The sequence below is a fragment of the Enterobacter sp. J49 genome, from assembly GCF_002148625.1.
Lineage (GTDB): Bacteria > Pseudomonadota > Gammaproteobacteria > Enterobacterales > Enterobacteriaceae > Enterobacter > Enterobacter ludwigii.
The window spans coordinates 1-16,872 of record NZ_MWPY01000031.1 but is presented as its reverse complement, the minus strand read 5'-3'; the positions used below and the strand labels follow the sequence as shown (position 1 = coordinate 16,872).

Annotated in this window: 15 protein-coding genes and 2 pseudogenes; 3 read left to right on the top strand and 14 right to left on the bottom strand. The window is 47.6% G+C overall.

Annotated features, from left to right (window positions below; translation table 11 throughout):
- Positions 1-78 precede the first annotated feature (78 nt).
- From BJP35_RS11875 to BJP35_RS11820, 12 genes are all read right to left on the bottom strand, one after another.
- Positions 79-1,199 (bottom strand): IS3 family transposase gene (locus tag BJP35_RS11875; protein ID WP_143349623.1). Its coding sequence is split into 2 segments (ribosomal slippage): positions 79-941 and positions 941-1,199, totalling 1,122 coding nucleotides; the frame shifts between segments, so codons are not numbered across the junction.
- Positions 1,200-1,333: 134 nt separating this feature from the next.
- Complete coding sequence (locus tag BJP35_RS11870; protein WP_086463146.1) at positions 1,334-3,253, bottom strand: FKBP-type peptidyl-prolyl cis-trans isomerase N-terminal domain-containing protein; 1,920 nt, start codon at positions 3,251-3,253, stop codon at positions 1,334-1,336.
- Positions 3,250-3,621, bottom strand: a complete 372-nt coding sequence (locus tag BJP35_RS11865) for a hypothetical protein (protein ID WP_086463145.1) — start codon at positions 3,619-3,621, stop codon at positions 3,250-3,252. The genes BJP35_RS11870 and BJP35_RS11865 overlap by 4 nt, the downstream gene beginning before the upstream one ends.
- Positions 3,612-4,214, bottom strand: coding sequence for a LuxR C-terminal-related transcriptional regulator (locus BJP35_RS11860; protein WP_086463144.1), 603 nt, complete (start codon positions 4,212-4,214; stop codon positions 3,612-3,614). The genes BJP35_RS11865 and BJP35_RS11860 overlap by 10 nt, the downstream gene beginning before the upstream one ends.
- Positions 4,215-4,387: 173 nt before the next feature.
- A complete protein-coding gene (locus tag BJP35_RS11855; RefSeq protein WP_086463143.1) occupies positions 4,388-4,915 on the bottom strand; it encodes a fimbrial protein in 528 nt (175 codons plus the stop codon).
- Positions 4,916-4,976: 61 nt separating this feature from the next.
- Positions 4,977-5,480: a fimbrial protein gene (locus tag BJP35_RS11850; protein WP_179193656.1), complete on the bottom strand. Its 504-nt coding sequence runs from the start codon at positions 5,478-5,480 to the stop codon at positions 4,977-4,979.
- A gap of 11 nt (positions 5,481-5,491) precedes the next feature.
- Positions 5,492-5,977, bottom strand: a complete 486-nt coding sequence (locus BJP35_RS11845) for a fimbrial protein (protein ID WP_086463141.1) — start codon at positions 5,975-5,977, stop codon at positions 5,492-5,494.
- Positions 5,978-5,993: 16 nt separating this feature from the next.
- Positions 5,994-6,617, bottom strand: a complete 624-nt coding sequence (locus BJP35_RS11840; protein ID WP_256971745.1) for a fimbrial protein — start codon at positions 6,615-6,617, stop codon at positions 5,994-5,996.
- A 57-nt stretch (positions 6,618-6,674) separates the two neighbouring features.
- The gene (locus BJP35_RS11835; protein WP_373419690.1) at positions 6,675-7,427 is read right to left on the bottom strand and encodes a fimbria/pilus periplasmic chaperone; all 753 of its coding nucleotides are present in this window, start codon (positions 7,425-7,427) and stop codon (positions 6,675-6,677) included.
- A gap of 92 nt (positions 7,428-7,519) precedes the next feature.
- A complete protein-coding gene (locus tag BJP35_RS11830; protein ID WP_086463140.1) occupies positions 7,520-10,039 on the bottom strand; it encodes an outer membrane usher protein in 2,520 nt (839 codons plus the stop codon).
- A 42-nt stretch (positions 10,040-10,081) separates the two neighbouring features.
- Positions 10,082-10,621, bottom strand: coding sequence for a fimbrial protein (locus BJP35_RS11825; RefSeq protein WP_256971743.1), 540 nt, complete (start codon positions 10,619-10,621; stop codon positions 10,082-10,084).
- Between the two features lie 84 nt (positions 10,622-10,705).
- Positions 10,706-11,227, bottom strand: a complete 522-nt coding sequence (locus BJP35_RS11820) for a fimbrial protein (RefSeq protein WP_086463139.1) — start codon at positions 11,225-11,227, stop codon at positions 10,706-10,708.
- 409 nt (positions 11,228-11,636) lie between these two features.
- Here BJP35_RS11820 and BJP35_RS11815 point away from each other — a divergent pair, with 409 nt between their 5' ends.
- Both BJP35_RS11815 and BJP35_RS24420 read left to right on the top strand, forming a co-directional pair.
- On the top strand, positions 11,637-12,416 hold the full coding sequence (locus BJP35_RS11815) for a winged helix-turn-helix domain-containing protein (RefSeq protein ID WP_086463138.1): 780 nt from the start codon (positions 11,637-11,639) through the stop codon (positions 12,414-12,416).
- A complete protein-coding gene (locus BJP35_RS24420) occupies positions 12,409-12,897 on the top strand; it encodes a hypothetical protein (RefSeq protein ID WP_086463137.1) in 489 nt (162 codons plus the stop codon). Before BJP35_RS11815 ends, BJP35_RS24420 begins: the two co-directional genes overlap by 8 nt.
- A 170-nt stretch (positions 12,898-13,067) precedes the next feature.
- Here BJP35_RS24420 and BJP35_RS24220 read toward each other — a convergent pair.
- Positions 13,068-13,898 (bottom strand): annotated as a pseudogene (locus tag BJP35_RS24220) (DDE-type integrase/transposase/recombinase); the annotation flags it as partial.
- A gap of 657 nt (positions 13,899-14,555) precedes the next feature.
- Positions 14,556-15,371, bottom strand: coding sequence for a hypothetical protein (locus tag BJP35_RS11800; RefSeq protein ID WP_143349621.1), 816 nt, complete (start codon positions 15,369-15,371; stop codon positions 14,556-14,558).
- 528 nt (positions 15,372-15,899) lie between these two features.
- Here BJP35_RS11800 and istA point away from each other — a divergent pair.
- Positions 15,900-16,872 (top strand): annotated as a pseudogene (gene istA / locus BJP35_RS11795) (IS21 family transposase); the annotation flags it as partial.

Genomic DNA, 16,872 nt, shown 5'->3' with positions numbered 1-16,872 from the left:
AATCAATAAATTTAACCAACCTCACATATCCATTCTTACAGGCAGATAATGACCTGCCGCAAAGATTAGATACAACCTTCAGCTAGTAATGTCGGTTGTTTTTTCTTCATATTTCCCGTTTCTCCAGTCCGCTGCAAATTCAGCCGGAGTCTGGTAGTTCAGCGAAGAATGTGGACGGCACTCGTTATAATCCAGTCGCCAGTCATTAATCGTTTTCCTGGCATGAACAATATCGCTGAACCAGTGCTCGTTCAGGCACTCATCTCTGAATCGTCCGTTAAAACTCTCAATAAATCCGTTCTGAGCCGGCTTGCCCGGCTGGATAAGACGCAGTTCCACGCCATGCTCATAGGCCCATTGATCCCGTGCGCGACAGGTGAACTCCGGTCCCTGATCGGTTCTTATCGTCGTCGGATAGCCCGGAAACAGCGCGATGCTGTCCAGAATACGCGTGACCTGAACGCCTGAAATACCGAAAGCAGCGGTGAACGTCAGACACGCCTTCGTGAAATCATCCGCACAGGTCAGGAACCTGATCCTGCGACCGTTGGCCAGAGCGACCATAACGAAATCCATCGACCATGTCAGGTTCGGCGCATCCGGGCGCAGAAGCGGAAACCGTTCGGTCGCCAGCCCTTTACGGCGTCGTCTGCGTTTTACGCTCAGTCCATTAAGGTGGTAAATACGGTATACCCGCTTGTGATCGACGTGAAGGCCCTCCCTGCGCAGCAACTGCCAGATGCGCCGATAACCAAAACGTCGGCGTTCAAGCGCCAGTTCAGTGATACGCCCTGATAAATGCGCATCAGAAGATGGACGCTGAGCATCATAACGGCAGGTCGAAAGAGACAAACCTGTAAGCCTGCAGGCACGACGTTGCGACAGACCGGTCGCATCACACATCACCACCACGGCTTCCCGCTTCTGGCCTGTCGTCAGTACTTTCGCCCAAGAGCCATCTGAAGCGCCTCCTTATCCAGTATGGCTTCGGCAAGTAACTTCTTGAATCGGGCGTTCTGTTCTTCAGGCGACTTAAGCCGCTTTACCTCAGGAACTTCCATGCCACCAGACTTCTTGCGCCAGCTGTAGGAAGTGGCGTCTGAAATAGCGTGCTTACGGCAGAGTTCCCGGGCAGAAACCCCGGCTTCAGCCTCACGGAGAATACTGATGATCTGTTCGTCGGAAAAACACTTCTTCATGGGGATGTCCTCATGTGGTTTATAAAGACATTACTGACATCGGTGTGTATTAATCAACAGGGAGCAGATCACTTTTGCGGTTAAGTATATGCGGATCAAAATAAAGATAGCACCCTATGAGTACTATCTTTTTTTCAATTATTCTCTGACGCAGGTGTGATATTCTCAATACGAAGCACATACACCATTGTAGCATCCGGCGGTATGTGAGGTGGATATCCAACTTCACCATAGGCCAGTTCCGGGGGAACAACCAGAGTAATTGAACCATGGTTTTTGAGATAACCAATGGCCTCACGGAACAGCGGAGGAAAATCATTAATGGGCTGAGAAAGGACTTTTCCGCTTAGATCCATATCCTGAATGACCAGCCCATCAGTAAGACTTTCCTTAACGACAATATCCACAGTAGCATGCTCAGGAACCGGCATGTCTCCCTCATAATCAACCTTATACCAGAAGCCGGAAGAAGACTTCTTAACCCCTTCCTGGCTTTCAAAATCCCGAATAAAGGCCTCGCCAGCACTCTGTTGCGTTTTCCTGATCTTATCCCTGGCGCTTAAAACTAGGCGTTCTGATTCAACCAAGGCAGCCTGGTATTCACCCGGGCTGATGCGGAGGTTTCCTTCGATCGTATCAATGATACCTGCCAGCAGGGTGTTTCTGTCGATAGCAATTCCCCAGTTAGTACGTTCTTCCAAAAGATTCAATATATCCCGACCTAACATACTTCCCTCGGCATAATTTCTACGCACAGACTCTTTTTTCAGCGCTTCTGTCGTTATCATTTTTTTCGGCGGTATAGGCTTTTCGCTGCTTTCATTTCTTATTAACTGGATCTGTTTTTCAAGGTCAGATTTTTCAGCATATAATTTTTTTTCCTTTTCTTTAAGCGCAGCCAGCTCACTAATTAAGGCGTTCTCGCTATATTTCAGAAGGTTCAGTTCCGCATTTTCGTTTCTGAGAACTTCTACTTGTTCCTCAAGTAATGCTTTTTCTGATGTAATAGCTTCTGCTTTTAGTTTAAGAACACTAAATTCGTTATCAGTAGCAATCACCCCTTTTTTAAAGGCTACAAGTTCAGCGTTTTCCTTTTTTAATGCCTGTATCTGTTTTTCCAGTATGGGGGTATCCGAGGTTCCGCTTGAGGCTTTACTCGTGACAGACTGACTGGCTTCTTTCAACGCTGTGATCTCACTATCCTTTTGTTGCGACTCATATTCTACCTGTGCGTGGGTAGCCTTAAGTGCATTAAGTGCGGTTTCTAACGCTCTGCCCTGTTCATGAAGCTTAGCATTCGCTTCCTTAATTGTTGTAAGGGCGCGCTGTTCATCCGAAAGCTTCTGACGTAGTTCGCTCACGATAGCTTGCATTTCATTGCTCGCCTGATCCTTGAGAGTGATTTCCTGAATGTTCTTCTCATGACTTTTCTGCTGTTCACGGAGTTGTTTTTTCAGCGCAGCAGTCAACGCCTGACTCTCAGCAAGCTGTAAAGAGAGGTGTTTCTCATTCTCATGAGACGTTAGTACCAACCGACGTAACTCTTTCTCATCGGGTGAACCGGTAAAAGCCTTACGTAAGGTTTGTACAATACGTCCTAAACTCTTTGCGTGGATGTCATGCTCATTATTTCCAGACATCCTTGCTCCTTTTAGTTTCTGCCTGGCCTCTGTAAGTGACTGTTCCTGAGTATTGACAGTTTGCTGGAGAACCCTGAGTTTATCTTCAAGCTGAGCGATGGAGCTTTGCTGTTTAACCAGCCGGGACTGAAGGGCCTTCATCCGGTTTCCTACGTCCTTACGCTCCGGTGCCACCGGCATATGGCTGACAGAAGAACTCGTCCGGGACTTTACCGGCTCCGCCTGGGGAGGCGAAGGTTCTTGTGGCTTTAGTGTAGGAGAAAGATCCCTTACCGGATTTTTCTTCTGATACTCTTCTGCAAACCGGAGTAGCGCAGGTACCCCTTCATCTGCATGTACAGAAGCCCCTATTATCAGCAGTCCCACCAACAGAGCAGGGAGACAGATGCGTGAGTCTCCTTCAGGGCGTTTCATAATGTGCGTTCCCCTCTCTCAGCGAGCCCGGTCAGCATCCTCTGTCCTATCCCAGCACACAACAGGTTGACTTTATAGACATACAGGGCATCGACGGTATAACGGGTTTCACCACCGACGACTGCTCTAAGACTGGAATACTGAGCCGCTCCCTGCATCAACCGATCGAAATCGTGACGGTAGTTATTATATTCCTTCGGCACCACGGTTTTGAGCCCTTCAAGCTCCTTCTGGCAAAGCTGGAGGCGGGCAGATTCTGTCTGCGGCTCACCTGCTGATTGCTTGCCGACACACCCGGTTAACATAAGCAGGAGCGTAGACACCTTTACAACCCGAAGGTATGTTCGCATACGTTTTTTCATCGCCATGTAAACCTCTCAGAAATGGTGTCCAACCCCCCCAGGCGGAACCAGATATACAGCTCATGATCACGAGCAAATCCCAACTTTTCCATTGCACTGCGTTTATAACGGCTAATGCTTTGCACACTGACATTGAGATTACGGGCCATCGTGGCTAGTGTTCGCCCCTCAGAAACGCCCTGTAAGACAACCCTTTCCTTGCTACTCAGTGCTGTGCTGCAACACAGACATCGCCTGAAAGACACGGCATCATCCTTTTTCCCTGCGCACGCCAGCTTTACCAGTCGCAGCAAGACTTCAGGCATGTCGCTCCGGCTGAAGGAACCGACCTCTGTATTGCAGATACGTCGTTTTTCATTTCGTGAGCCATAATCCCACCTGATGGTTATTAGTTTCAGAGGGTTATGTTTGTTAAAACACGGACGAATATCGCGGATCCGTTCTTCGCTGGCGATAATCAAATCGGCATATTCTTTATGTTCAATACTCGTAAAAGAAACTTCCCGCTTCCAGCGATGGAAAAAATTTATTAGTATGTACCTCAGGCCTTGTGATAAATAATTATCGTTATGATCGATTGCAATAATAAAAGGAGACATCACTATCGGAATCCACTATTTGATTATGTAAAAAGTGCGCAGGAAACCCGCTGCACATCTAATATGCAGGCAATCTCCTAACATTTAGTTATGTATTTAAAGGTCGTAGCACCAATATTCAGCGGCGATATTTACGGACCAAACCACTTCAGGCCTGTTACCAAAAACAAATATCATTCGTATTCTAAGGCGAATGTTGCTGTTGCGGAGAAATCACCGAGCGTTATATTTTTACTCATGATTGCCTGAGGCTCACCTTGAATATATACATTAAAAGGAATGACATTACTTCCAGGTTCCAGAGCAAGCTTTGCACCGTATGTGTTGATCGGGAGCTGGATACCTTCAGGCGTCTCTAAACCAACAGCGATCCCACGAGCACTGCTTTTGCCATCGATTGCCAGAAATCCTGGTAATGATGAATTCTCTACCCCCTGAAACATAATTTTGACCGTTTTACCAAGAGACGTGTCGCATTCGGTAAGCCGAATCTGGAATCGTTTCCCGGGCGTCCTCTTTTCAGCATAAAGGTATTTATCTATGATCGCACCAACATCGAGCGTAAACTCTTCTTCTCCAGGTGGGATGGCACATGGTTCAGCCACAAGCACACCTCGATACTGGATATTTATTTCCGGTGCAATTGCATGGCACATTGGTGCCACGCATAAAAAACTAAACAAAGACCACACGCATTTCATATGTATTACTCCTGCGTATGTGATGGTCATTACGATACGCTTTTTATCGAGTCTTGGGCTATTAATAATACTCTAGGCGGAACGAGGCGTTTGCATTGAACTCACCAGCTTCAAGCATAGCACCTTGTTTTTTAACTGGTACAACCTGAAAGTTCATTTGCAGAGCTTCATTCCCGGACATGCTTATGCCTATCCCTCCGCCGATTTTCACTTCGCAAAAATCTTGCCCGTTGCATTGCGCTTTAAGTTTTATTCCTAGCCCCTCAGTTGACGTCTTGAGAGCCGCAGGATCAAAATCGCTGGCCTGCCCATAATACATTAGTCGGAATGGCTCTTCGAAAGGCCCGCCTGGGCAGTGAAGCGGGAATGACAATGCCTGCAGATAGCGCTCGCCATCGATTTTATTCACACCTACATCACCGAAATCGACAGAAAGCGCTTCGGCGTTATTAATCTCACACGGTACGCTATCCAGTAGCGTTCCACGAAAAGCCATCTCCCCAGCAGCACAAGCAGTTTCTGCATATATCAGAAACAGGAGAGGCAAAATAATCATGCTTTTCATCATAATTTCCATCACTGATAAATTATTATTAATGTGGCACCAGCACGGAAATCACCCCCTGTCGGGTTAGAACCTGCTTTTTTTACCGGGATAGCCTCAAGCAATGGCTTATCCGGATAAGTAAAGTTAAACCAGCCATTAACCGGTAATCTCTCGCCGTTCGCCCGAAGTGCAATGCCAAAATCCGTTATATTCGTCATAAGCACAGTGTCATCAAAGGAAGCGGGATTCCCGGTGACTGCCATTTTCATGGCGTTTGTCGTCTGGCTTTTACACTCGAGGGTATAATTAATAGCCTTTTTATATTTTACTCCGTCCACACTGGCCCCCACGACAGTGCCAAAATCCACCTCTATCGTTTTGTTGTCATTTATGACACATGACGCTGGCTCCACTACGGTAACCTTAACGGTGACGATTGTCTGCGCCCACACTGGCACAGGGAATGCGAGCCCGACCAGCGCGCAAAAAATGGACTTAGAGAGTCCAGTGGACATAGTGATTCTCCTGACTTCAGTCGTAGCTGAGTTTGTAATCAATCGCCGCTGAGAAACTACCGGCGACCAGTGGCGCTGAAGTCCTCACCGGTGCCACACTGTAATAAAGTGAGTTCTGCCCTTGAACAAGAATCAGCGGAGCACCTATGTTGTTAGCAAGAACATTGTTCCCGGCCTTGTCAGCGATGCGCAGACCGAGACCCGATGCGCCTCTGACGCTAAATAGATCGGGGATGGTTTCATCACGTGGTCCGCTAAAGCTGACCTTTACCACAGGCTGGAGAAAAGCCTCGACCATATTCCCTGTCCGCCCGTCTCTCACTGTATCGCTTCGAAGGCAGTCACTGAATCCAATCCGGAACAATACGGGCGTCCCGCTATCGCCCGTATTAAGCAAACGTCCGGTGCCGGTGTCTTCAAGTCTGATATCTTGATGCAGGCTGTCCATTTCCAGACGACAGGCACTTTCAGTCAGGGTCCCGTAGACATACAGCAGGCCATTAGAGCCTTCAACCTCCCATGATTCCGCAGCCCGCAAAGCGCCAGAATAAAAGAACAGGAAGATAAGCCACGAAGCCTTTAGCTGCCTGGTCACAGAGCGACCGCGAGACTGTTCAGTTATGTACGCAGGTTGTTTCATCGAGAACAGATCCTTGTGTCAATATGACAAACAGGTTAATGCAGTCAATCAGGGCCGTTAGCTGTTGCTTTTTGAGGACGAGACAGTACAGGTATTCCCACTACAGTTGAATTTAAGTTCAGGACGACCGCCGTAATCATTGATATAAGTTAGTGTCGGTACGTCTGCAATATTAACTCCAAGTGGCGCACTGTCTTTCGGGGCCACCATAACGGGTTCGAATCCTTTCAGGGTTTTACCACTGCTGTCCTTAGCTTCTGCGATAGTGACATAGTAAGGCGTCGGATTATTAACTGTATAACCGCTGCCATCCGTGCGGAGAGTTAACTTTTCCTGGGGTGGCGTAGCATTCTTATCCATTGCAATCGCAGTCGGGCGGTAGAACATTTTTATGCGCGTCTGAAGTGCAATCTGTAACGTGTTGGGTTTATTGCTCTTCGGCGGAATTTCACGTAGGTTGAAGTAATACAACGTTTCCCTGTCCTGCGGAAGCTGCTTGGTAGCTGGAAGCCCCTGAATTTTTATCTGGCTTGGTTTGCCGGGTTCAATACGCTGAACCGGAGGCAGCACCGTAAGGGGGCTGTTGATCTTGTTTCCTTTATCGTCTTCGATCCACCCCTGAGCAAGGTAAGGTAGCTGCTTGTTCTGATTACTGACGCTAAGACTGACGGAGCTTTGCGCCCCTTCAAAGATAACGCGGGTACGATCAAGGGCGATCGCAGCCTGTGCTGACAGCGGTGCGATCAACGACGCCAAGGCCACTGTTTGCATGGCCATTGATGAAATGTTAGTCAGTATTGTCTTTTTCATATATCTCTCCAAAATCCCCATATTAATGACACACAGGGAGTATTAATGCGGCCGGTTTATCGTGAACGACCGTAAATGCGCCGTGGCGCTAATCATTTTAGGCTTGGTGTACAAGGCAACAGCAGATTCTTTAAATGCATCTCCGCAGGCAAAGGAGATGGCATCTCAATCTTGCACTGTTCCTCACCCGACCAGTGTACTGTCATGGTCTCCCCGGCGTTAATTCCGCTGAGATATACACTGCCACCATCGTTAACGATCCCTGTTTCCTGTCTTCGGTTGTTTATTACCGTCGCACCGAAAGGTGGTTCGCTCCCATTAGCCAGTTTAATCACCGCCATCGCTTTTTGACCTGCAATGACGTCGAATTTTCGGTAACCTATCGCCCCTTCCGTTAGGGTTGCCTGGACCACGGATTTAGTAGCCTCTGCGTTATCTTTAAGTTTATCAAGGTCAATACTTGCCTGATTTTTGTAATAACTGTTCACATCAACAATTACAGCTTTACCCCAGCGGTTTGTTTCTGAGGTGTTACCATAACCTCTGACCGGTACCCCTGCTACTCCGCCAGCATCAACCAGCAATCGAGTCCCGCCGGACATCCCGGAGCGGTGCAACGCCCCGCCTTCCGGCGTGACGGTGAGTCCGCCCTGCGCTGAAAGCCCAACTGCACTATAACTGCCTTCCTGATAGCTAGCGTTCGCACTGAGGCGAGCCAGATTGCCGTCGTGACTATAATAGGCGCTGCCATTCATCCCTGAGCGAGAGTTGCCAGCACTAAGCTGATAGTTACTGTGCTCATTAATACGGTCGTAATAGCTCGCGCGATGTGATAATTCATTTTGAGCCATATTCGCTGTATATCCCAGAGTCGAACTATTGCCCCATGGAATGGTTAGTGATAAATAGCCGCCATCATCGGTTTTACCCCTTTGTTTGTCCCGATAGGCTGACATAGACAGGCTGACATTACGTAAATTCCAGAGATCGAAATAATTTGACAAAGTCAGGTTGTATCTGTCATTTGCCGGTCGGTCCCAGTACGTTTTATGACTGTAATTCAGGTAAGCACTCAGCCCCCAGTCGCGGAAATGTTTGTTTACTGTAATAGTGTACATTTCTTTACTATTGCCTTGACGCAAACCTGATTCGCGAGCATTCAGGAATTCATTCATGCTCATGAAATCTTTATCAGAGAAACGGTATCCTGCAAAGGTGACCTGGCTGTCATATTCATCAAAGTTTTTTGAGTAACTCAGCCGATAGGAACCACCCTGAAGCCGTTCTTGGGCATTTGGCAGGCTTGCACTCGACTGGGTGGCGTCAAATGACAGCGCACCAAACATAAGCAAGTCGCGCCCCATACCTACGGAAAGAGCATTATAGCCCCCCCCAATTAGGGCACCACCGTACAGAGACCAGCCGTTACTCACCCCCCAGGAGAATTCGCCAGTGCCAAACCACGGGCCATTCATTTTATGCCGCCAGTCGGACGGCCTGCCGGCAGCAATTTTATAACGTACTGAGCCCGGGCGGGTGAGGTATGGGATATTCGCAGTATTCATCGTGAACTCTTCAACGCTACCGTCCTGTTCTTCCACACGAACATCAAGCTGGCCAGTAACCGAGTCATTAATATCCCGGATACGAAACGGGCCTGCCGCAACCTGTGTATCGTAAAGAATCCGCCCCTGCTGGCTAACAATCACCCGAGCGTTAGTTTTTGCAACCCCCACAACTTCAGGAGCATATCCTCTAAGATTGGGTGGTAGCATATTATCATCAGACACCAGGCTCACCCCGGCATAGCGGAAGCTGTCAAACATACCGGAATCAAGATAGTTTTCCCCGACGCTGAGTTTTGAGCGCAGCGAAGGAATAGCACGGTAGGCGTAATAGCGACTCCATTCGAGTTTTCGCTGAGTAGGCCGCCCGCTGCCAGTCTCATGGTTGACAGAACCCTGCCAGTCCGCGCGCAGGCGCCATGCGCCCACGTTCAGGCCAGCGGTGCCATTACCGCTGGCTGAATACCCACGTTGGCCTTGCTTAAGATGCTTCTGAGTCTGTGCATTCAGATTATAATCGAGTAGCAGCCCAGGGACCCCACTATCCCAGCGCGAAGGTGGTTCCCAATTGTCATCAGTGTATTCGAGATAGGCTTGCGGGATGGTTATGTGCAGGGAGTACGTTGACAGCTCGCCGCGTACTTCCGTACCTTCCAAACTGCTTTCGTCAAGGCACTCTCCGTCATGCCACCATGTCAGATCTTTTAGGCGATCCGACTTAAGACCTAGCTGTTCCGCAAGCCCCCGGTCAATACATACCCGGCTGCTTTTAGAGTCATCAATACCTGGGTAAAACGTTATCTGACGCTCTGGCAATTCGTTTTTGTTAACATGAATGACCATGGCATAAGTTCCCGGCATGATGTAGCCGGCCCGGGAAAATTGGCTAAGGTTGATATTTTCGCGATCGTTGACGTCAAGCACATCGATATTGAACTCGATATCTTCTGCTGCGTGCACTATAACAACGGGCGAACCTAGCGCCAGTGAAACGCATAAGCCCAGAGCTTGGGCGCGGAATAACCTCCCACGTTGGGCAAAAATCATACCTTAACCTTTATTTTCTTGGGCCGAGGATTACTAGTCCGGTCAGAAGTAATCCATTTTGAAACGTATGGCTGAGTGATAATTACCGGGTATAATTCGTTTCGTGTTTTTAACCAGTTTGACGTTGTAATTAAGCGTCATCTTCCCCGGAAAAATATTTGCAGGCGGGAGGGCTTTCCCAGGCCTTGCTATATGTCCGTTCTCATCTGAAATTTCTATAGCCAGGCCTCTTGCGTTACCACTTATCCTGAAGTGTTCACCATCGGCCTCTCCGTCGAAGGTAACCTGGAATTGTTTATTATCAGGATGGCCAGGGTCAGGATGTTTCTGAACGCAATTTATTAGTTCTATTGTTAACCTGCTTGATATTTCCTGACCTCGTCTCAGACTTCCAGTAGAATGCGTACCGATCGCAAGTGTCTGGTCGCGACTTTCTGTTGAGATAGCACATGCTGCATCGATAATACTGCCCTGCATGCTGACCTGCCCTCTGCCCCAGTTATGGCCGTTTGCGTACAATGCGTCGGGGAGAGCCATAATCGCCATCAATATGGATGCATATGTTATTTTTGCCGCGCTCATTCATCCCTCACTGTTTCGTTGAGACACCCTAGTGCTGATGTTTTCTGCACTAGGGTGTCTTACGTCAGTAGTACGAAGGAGTTATTACTGATACGACATCTGGAAGTCTGCCACTGCAGTGAAGTCACCCGGTACTACAGCTGATGCTGAGGTGCCCTGCAGATATGCGTTAAAGGTCAGTTTATTAGTTCCTTCAGCGACAGCTACAGCTTCACTTGCTTTACCCAGTGGCAGCAGCACGCCTGCTTTATCAGTGATAGCGACGCTCGCACCAGATGCTGAGCCGTTGATCTTCAACGTGCCAGCCTGGTTCTCATCTTCTACGCCGGTGAAGGTTACGCTGACGTTGGACTTGTCCTCTTCAATAGAACAGTTCTCCAGGTTAATGGTGAACTGTTTCATGATGGATTTGCCGCCATTTTTCAGCGCAGAGTTAGCCACCTGACCCAGCTCAACGGTCTGGTCTACAGAATCAGGGCTGATAGAGCATGGCGCGTCGATAATAGCGCCTGAGAATGTTACAGCACCAGAGCCCTGGTTAGCGTGCGCTACAGAAGAGATACCCAGAGCGACCACTGCTACAGCCATAATTTGGTTCAGTTTCACTAGTGTTATTCCTTTGTTTCATTTCTTTAATTTGCTTGAACAAGCTAAAGCTTATTTCCCGTTTATGCTTCGGGCTCGGGTGTTACAGTTCATGTCATGCCCGAGCATGCATCCTAGGTTGCGACCGTCCTAACTGTAACGGAGCCACGTTGTCGGAGCAGGGACAGTATTAATCACAAAGGGCCCACTGAAACACATTTAACTAAAAAATATCAATACATAGTTTTTTATTCTGCAACAATTATAAAATAGACCATGAAAAAGAATCTTCTTCTATTAATGGTGGACCAAAAAAGCTATTCGAGTTAATTTATTATTTTCGCGATGTAACAATCAGTGTTTGACATCAAAATTTATTATGTGAAAATTAACCACATGCACTTGCACATAAACATAGAATGCTAACTTTATGATTTATATAATAAACAAAACAGCCGTGTTCTCTTCGGAGTTGAAGAAATTGTCACTTTATTTGGATAGTGAAAGCTACGTCATACTTTCCAATCAGGCTGCAAGACTCATCGTGGAATTAATACAAAACAACGGAATTACACTCAGTCGTGAGCATTTGCTCAAACATGTCTGGGAGGACTACGGCTCGACTCCGTCCAATAACAATCTCTACATGGCCATAAGTGAATTAAGGAAGGCATTCAGATTACTGGGAATGAACGATAAGATCATTTCCACTATCCCCAAAACAGGCTTTTTATTTGAAGGGGATATTGATGTTTCACAGGAGTCTCTACAGCCGACGATGACCATTGCAGAGCGGCCTGAGCCTGTTATGACATCCTTCTCCCAGCGAGTTAAGCCCTGGAAAATGATGATCCTAATCGGAGTTATACTTACTGCCGCAGTTTTGGCACTTTCGTCTATACTATTTCATGCGTATGTACGCAATCCTCTGAAAATGAACACAAATCATTTAAACCCTCACTTTTCGCTCGGCAAATGTACTTTTTTCGCACTGGGTAAACAAAGCGAAGAAGGTAGAAAATGGGTGACGTCGTTTGTGCAGACGGAACAAGTAAGATCAATGCTCAGGATCGACTGTGACAGTAACCAGACGGCTGTTTACTATCGGAAATTACCGCCTCCTGTAAATGAAACCTTTCTCGCCGCGTGTACTGGAAAAACGTCTCCAACATCTGAAAAATGTAAAATCTTAAGAGCTGAAAATGACTGATTTCGTTAAAGATAAATGGGTGATTGTTTCGTTATCCTTTTTAACCCTTCTTTTTATAATTGCAGTATTGTTTTTACTGAAGCCAGTACACCGTCAGGTACTTAGTTGCAGTTTTGATGCGTTTATGTACGACCGTCAGCATAAAGCGATGGTGAATAAAAATACACATCTCTACTTTTACGCAGATGGTAGCGGTTTCAGAACAGAAAGAGGATATATTGATACTGATAAAGGACGAATGTTTATTGACAGAGACGTACGGTATGAATTTAGTGACAAAGACGGAGACGGCATCTTCGCACTTAAGTACACTCGGTTTGACAGACGTATACATGACAACGCACCGGATAATATTTGGGGAACCGAGTCGGCACCAGGCACAACTTATTACATGACTATCACAGTAATCGGGCCCGGGATCTATCTTTTCCGGGAACGTGGAACCCCACTGAGTATCTGTACTTCCGTAACGGGTAGCTGAACCAAAGATGTAATTAACTTGGCAGAATCTGCCTTACAGGCAAGATTTACACTGATATTGTCTTTGAAAGTCGTATTCATTGAAAAATAGTGGCGGCCATTTATGATGACAGGCTTAGAACGGCCTTCGTCCTTCCATGATACATCCCGGTTTACATTAGACAAGCAGTGCTCAATGAAAGCGTTCTGCGTCGGTTTACCCGGCTGGATAAGCTCCAGTTTAATGCCTGTTTCTCTGTCCATTCTGCCAGTGCCAAAGAGATCAAATCCGGGCCGTTATCCATACGAAACACAACCGGGCAGCCATCCTGTCGGGAACACGGACGACTCGCTGGGCTGGCAGATTTAGAACGATTTCAATCGACAACGTCTCTCGGTTAAGTCATCAACGACATTGAACGTACGAAAACGACAGCCACAGACCAGAGCATCATGCATCAAATCGACAGACCATCTCTGGTTAAGCGCTTCCGGCGAGACCAGTGGCGAGGAATTACGCACCGGCAACCGTTGTTTACCTTGACGGCGAAAAATCAGTTTCAGCAGACAGTTTATACGGTGGAGCCTTTTGTGATTCCATTGATATCGCTGACGTCGCAGAACCTGAAAAGTTTCGGAAAACTGTATCGTGGTTATCGCTCGGCCAGTGCTTGCAACGCGACAATAACGGGTTCGTCATTTGTGGTATCAGTGCGGTAATGGTAAACCGTTCTGCTCAGGTGCATACTCCGGCAGGCCTGACAGATAATGTGTCCGAACGTCGTCATCGGATGAGTAACCAGCTCACGGTTACAGGCTGGTTTTAAAGCTTTTTTCGATAGCGTATTTCAGCGCCAGGCTCTGAAACGTCTGTTTGAGGCGTCGGTTCTCATTGTCCAGATCCTTGATCTTTTAATATCGGAAGGCTTCATGCCATCGTTTCTGGACTTCCCCCTGTAAAAGGTGGTCTCATAAATATCGACCTCCCGGCATACATAATTAAAAGCTCGACCGACCTAATATAAGCTGGTACTCAGTAAAACGGGCTTAACGCTTAGCGATCTCCTTCGTTGGCAGGTTGATTATGACGGATGATCTCTAAATGTGAATGGCACGATTATGCGGGGGCTTACAGAAGTACCACTTTATCAATTAAACCGCTCTGTATGGAGAGTGGTGATGATATGTCTGGTACTGAATATCGCCGTGGCCGGGTGCTATGTGCGGCTGTATAACCACCTTTCTCCGCGGGATAAATCTATCCTGTTTGTTTAGGGGGGGTGTGCACGATTACCGCCAGGTTCATGGTGGTATGAGTTTATTCGTGGAGTCCTGTGGTAAAAACCATGTACGCCGTCATATGCAGCTGAACCTGTACCGGGCGCGCCTCTTCCAGGCCGATATCTTCGGTTATATTGTTGTAGTCCATGACAGACCTCTATGCCGCAGACATTTCGACGGCATCAGTCCAGGGGGTTTAGAACAGTGCTTGTTTTGATGGCAGTATATGTCTACTGCCGCTGCGTTAGTACTAACTATTTTTATAGCCGATTTCGGAAGGACCGTTAAGAGGGTTTAGAACGTGTTAAAATCGCTATTGACCGAACCAGGGAGTCGATAAAAATTTTCATATGGTAGGTGTATGAGCTTATTACCATACCCTAAAAATCCGATGCAATGTTACTCATAGGTTGAAATTAAAACAACACTCCCGCTGAAACTCCCGACCCCGCTCCCTTTAAGAACGGAACGTAGCTTTAACACATTGTATCCCTGTGAAAGGTTTAACAAGACCCCTCCTTCTCCTCCCTTATGCAGATCGTGATCATTAAGATAAAGTTTACTTTCTATTTTACCCACACCATCCAGCGGAGGCAATACAATACTTGCACCTGAATCATTCAAATAAAATCGCAATTTTACTGGAACGGGACAGACATATGTTAAAACATTTTCTTTTTTTACCTCACCATTAGATAGTTGGGAAGCAAGTACGATTCCATGATCGATATCAGTATTAGCCTGTGCCTCGCAAGTGGTGGCTTTAGGCACTAAACGGTAACAGCGAGGATCTCTATTTACTGGCACTCCTTGATTGGCATCCTTGATACGCAGATAGGCGCAATAACCCTTCTCCCGTCCAGGCTTGATCTCCTGAGCTCCAAGGGTATGGATAGTCAGCATATCACCCACTTTCCCGGTCTCAGAGAGATAGGCTATAAACTCGCCTACGGTACGCACATTTGCATCATAAAGGTCTCCCTGTAGAGCCACAGGAGCATTGCGTACCGACCAATTTCCTTGGCCGCTCCCCTCCACTATCGACAGGCCCCCATCAAGAGAACAGGCCCTTTTTCTTACAGATTCTGGTGCTTCTCTCCCTGTAGAAAGATAGTCAACATATGGACATCCCAGCCGCTCAGTGGAGTGATTCACACCAGAAAGGATACCCGATATGTTAATTCTGTTGATCTTGCCTGAAGGGGCGGTATCCATGGAGTCGACGGTCGATAATGGAGCCCAGGACGCATGGGTAGTAACTGGGAACAAGAACAAATAGAGTAGTAGCATTCTATACAGGCACTTCAGAGAAACATTCACGATTACCATCCATACTCCCTTCGGGTCTTTACTAACTTACTCATTCTACAATGGAATTCAGTTAAATGAGTCATTTCACGTAAACCCGCCCACAAATAGAATAATACTCCATAAATAGATGAATCAATGGATTTTATATGAAAATATACTCGATCGCACAGCAATAAACAGAATAAAGCTCTAAACTATTTTTTTTTGCGGATTTTCCTTTTTTTCCACCGGGGGACAAGTGGTATTCATACCACGTGCCATTCTGTGACTTCTTTGCGGCATCCTCCCTTGTGATGTTCCATGCAGTGGTAGTCTTCAGAGCTACAATGACCAGATGGTCTGTAAATGTTACCAACGGTGCAAAACTGATCCACCCCAGCGGTTGAAAATTGATCCAAGGGTTAATCTGCTCCTCTGAATACAGGGGAGCTTATGATCACTTTTGAGATTCGTATGGAAATTAAAGTCCTGCACAAGCGGGGAATGAGTATCCGGGCCATTGCCAGGGAACTGGGTATTTCTCGCAATCCTGTCCGCAGCCACCTGAAAGCCAAATCTGAAAAGCCGTAGTATTCACCACGCCCGGCATCATCATCACTGCTCGATGAATACCGCGATTACATCTCTAAGCGGATCAGCGATGCGCATCCCTACAAAATCCCGGCTACCGTTATTGCCCGGGAAATCATGGAGCTGGGCCATCGTGGAGGGCTTACTATCTTGAGAGAGTTCACCCGTTCGCAGACACTCCCCGTACAGGCAGAGCCGGTCGTTCGCTTCGAAACCGAGCCCGGGCGGCAGATACAGGTTGACTGGGGGACCATGCGAAACGGCAAATCCCCCCTGCATGTGTTCGTTGCTGTTCTGGGGTACAGCAGAATGCTTTACATCAAGTTCACCGACAACATGCGCTACGACACGCAGGAAGCCTATCACCGCAATGCTTTCAGCTTCTTCGGCGGTGTACTGCGGGAAGTTCTGTAAGACAATATGAAAACGGTGGTCTCCAGCGAGATGCTTACCAGACCGGACAGCACCGGTTCCATCCTTCCCTGTGGCAGTTCGGCAAAGAGATGGGCTTCTCTCCCCGGCTTTGTCGCCCCTTCAGGGCACAGACTAAAGGCAAGGTGGAGCGAATGGTGCAGTACACCCGCAACAGCTTCTACATCCCGCTAATGACACGCCTGCGCCCGATGGGGTTCACCGTCGATGTTGAAACCGCAAACCATTACGGCCTGCGCTGGCTGTACGATGTGGCCAATCAACGGAAGCATGAAACTATCCAGCCCCGCCCCTGTGATCACTGGGTGGAGGAACAGCAGTCCATGCTGGCACTGCCACCGGAGAAAAAACAGTATGACGTGCAGGTCGACGAAAGCCTGGTGACCTTCGATAGCCAGCCGTT

Coding starts and splice junctions, on each gene's coding strand:
- BJP35_RS11870 (WP_086463146.1), bottom strand. CDS start 3,253: ATGAAACGCCCTGAAGGAGACTCACGCATCTGTCTCCCTGCTCTGTTG.
- BJP35_RS11865 (WP_086463145.1), bottom strand. CDS start 3,621: ATGGCGATGAAAAAACGTATGCGAACATACCTTCGGGTTGTAAAGGTG.
- BJP35_RS11860 (WP_086463144.1), bottom strand. CDS start 4,214: ATGTCTCCTTTTATTATTGCAATCGATCATAACGATAATTATTTATCA.
- BJP35_RS11855 (WP_086463143.1), bottom strand. CDS start 4,915: ATGAAATGCGTGTGGTCTTTGTTTAGTTTTTTATGCGTGGCACCAATG.
- BJP35_RS11850 (WP_179193656.1), bottom strand. CDS start 5,480: ATGAAAAGCATGATTATTTTGCCTCTCCTGTTTCTGATATATGCAGAA.
- BJP35_RS11845 (WP_086463141.1), bottom strand. CDS start 5,977: ATGTCCACTGGACTCTCTAAGTCCATTTTTTGCGCGCTGGTCGGGCTC.
- BJP35_RS11840 (WP_256971745.1), bottom strand. CDS start 6,617: ATGAAACAACCTGCGTACATAACTGAACAGTCTCGCGGTCGCTCTGTG.
- BJP35_RS11835 (WP_373419690.1), bottom strand. CDS start 7,427: ATGAAAAAGACAATACTGACTAACATTTCATCAATGGCCATGCAAACA.
- BJP35_RS11830 (WP_086463140.1), bottom strand. CDS start 10,039: ATGATTTTTGCCCAACGTGGGAGGTTATTCCGCGCCCAAGCTCTGGGC.
- BJP35_RS11825 (WP_256971743.1), bottom strand. CDS start 10,621: ATGAGCGCGGCAAAAATAACATATGCATCCATATTGATGGCGATTATG.
- BJP35_RS11815 (WP_086463138.1), top strand. CDS start 11,637: ATGATTTATATAATAAACAAAACAGCCGTGTTCTCTTCGGAGTTGAAG.
- BJP35_RS24420 (WP_086463137.1), top strand. CDS start 12,409: ATGACTGATTTCGTTAAAGATAAATGGGTGATTGTTTCGTTATCCTTT.
- BJP35_RS11800 (WP_143349621.1), bottom strand. CDS start 15,371: ATGGATACCGCCCCTTCAGGCAAGATCAACAGAATTAACATATCGGGT.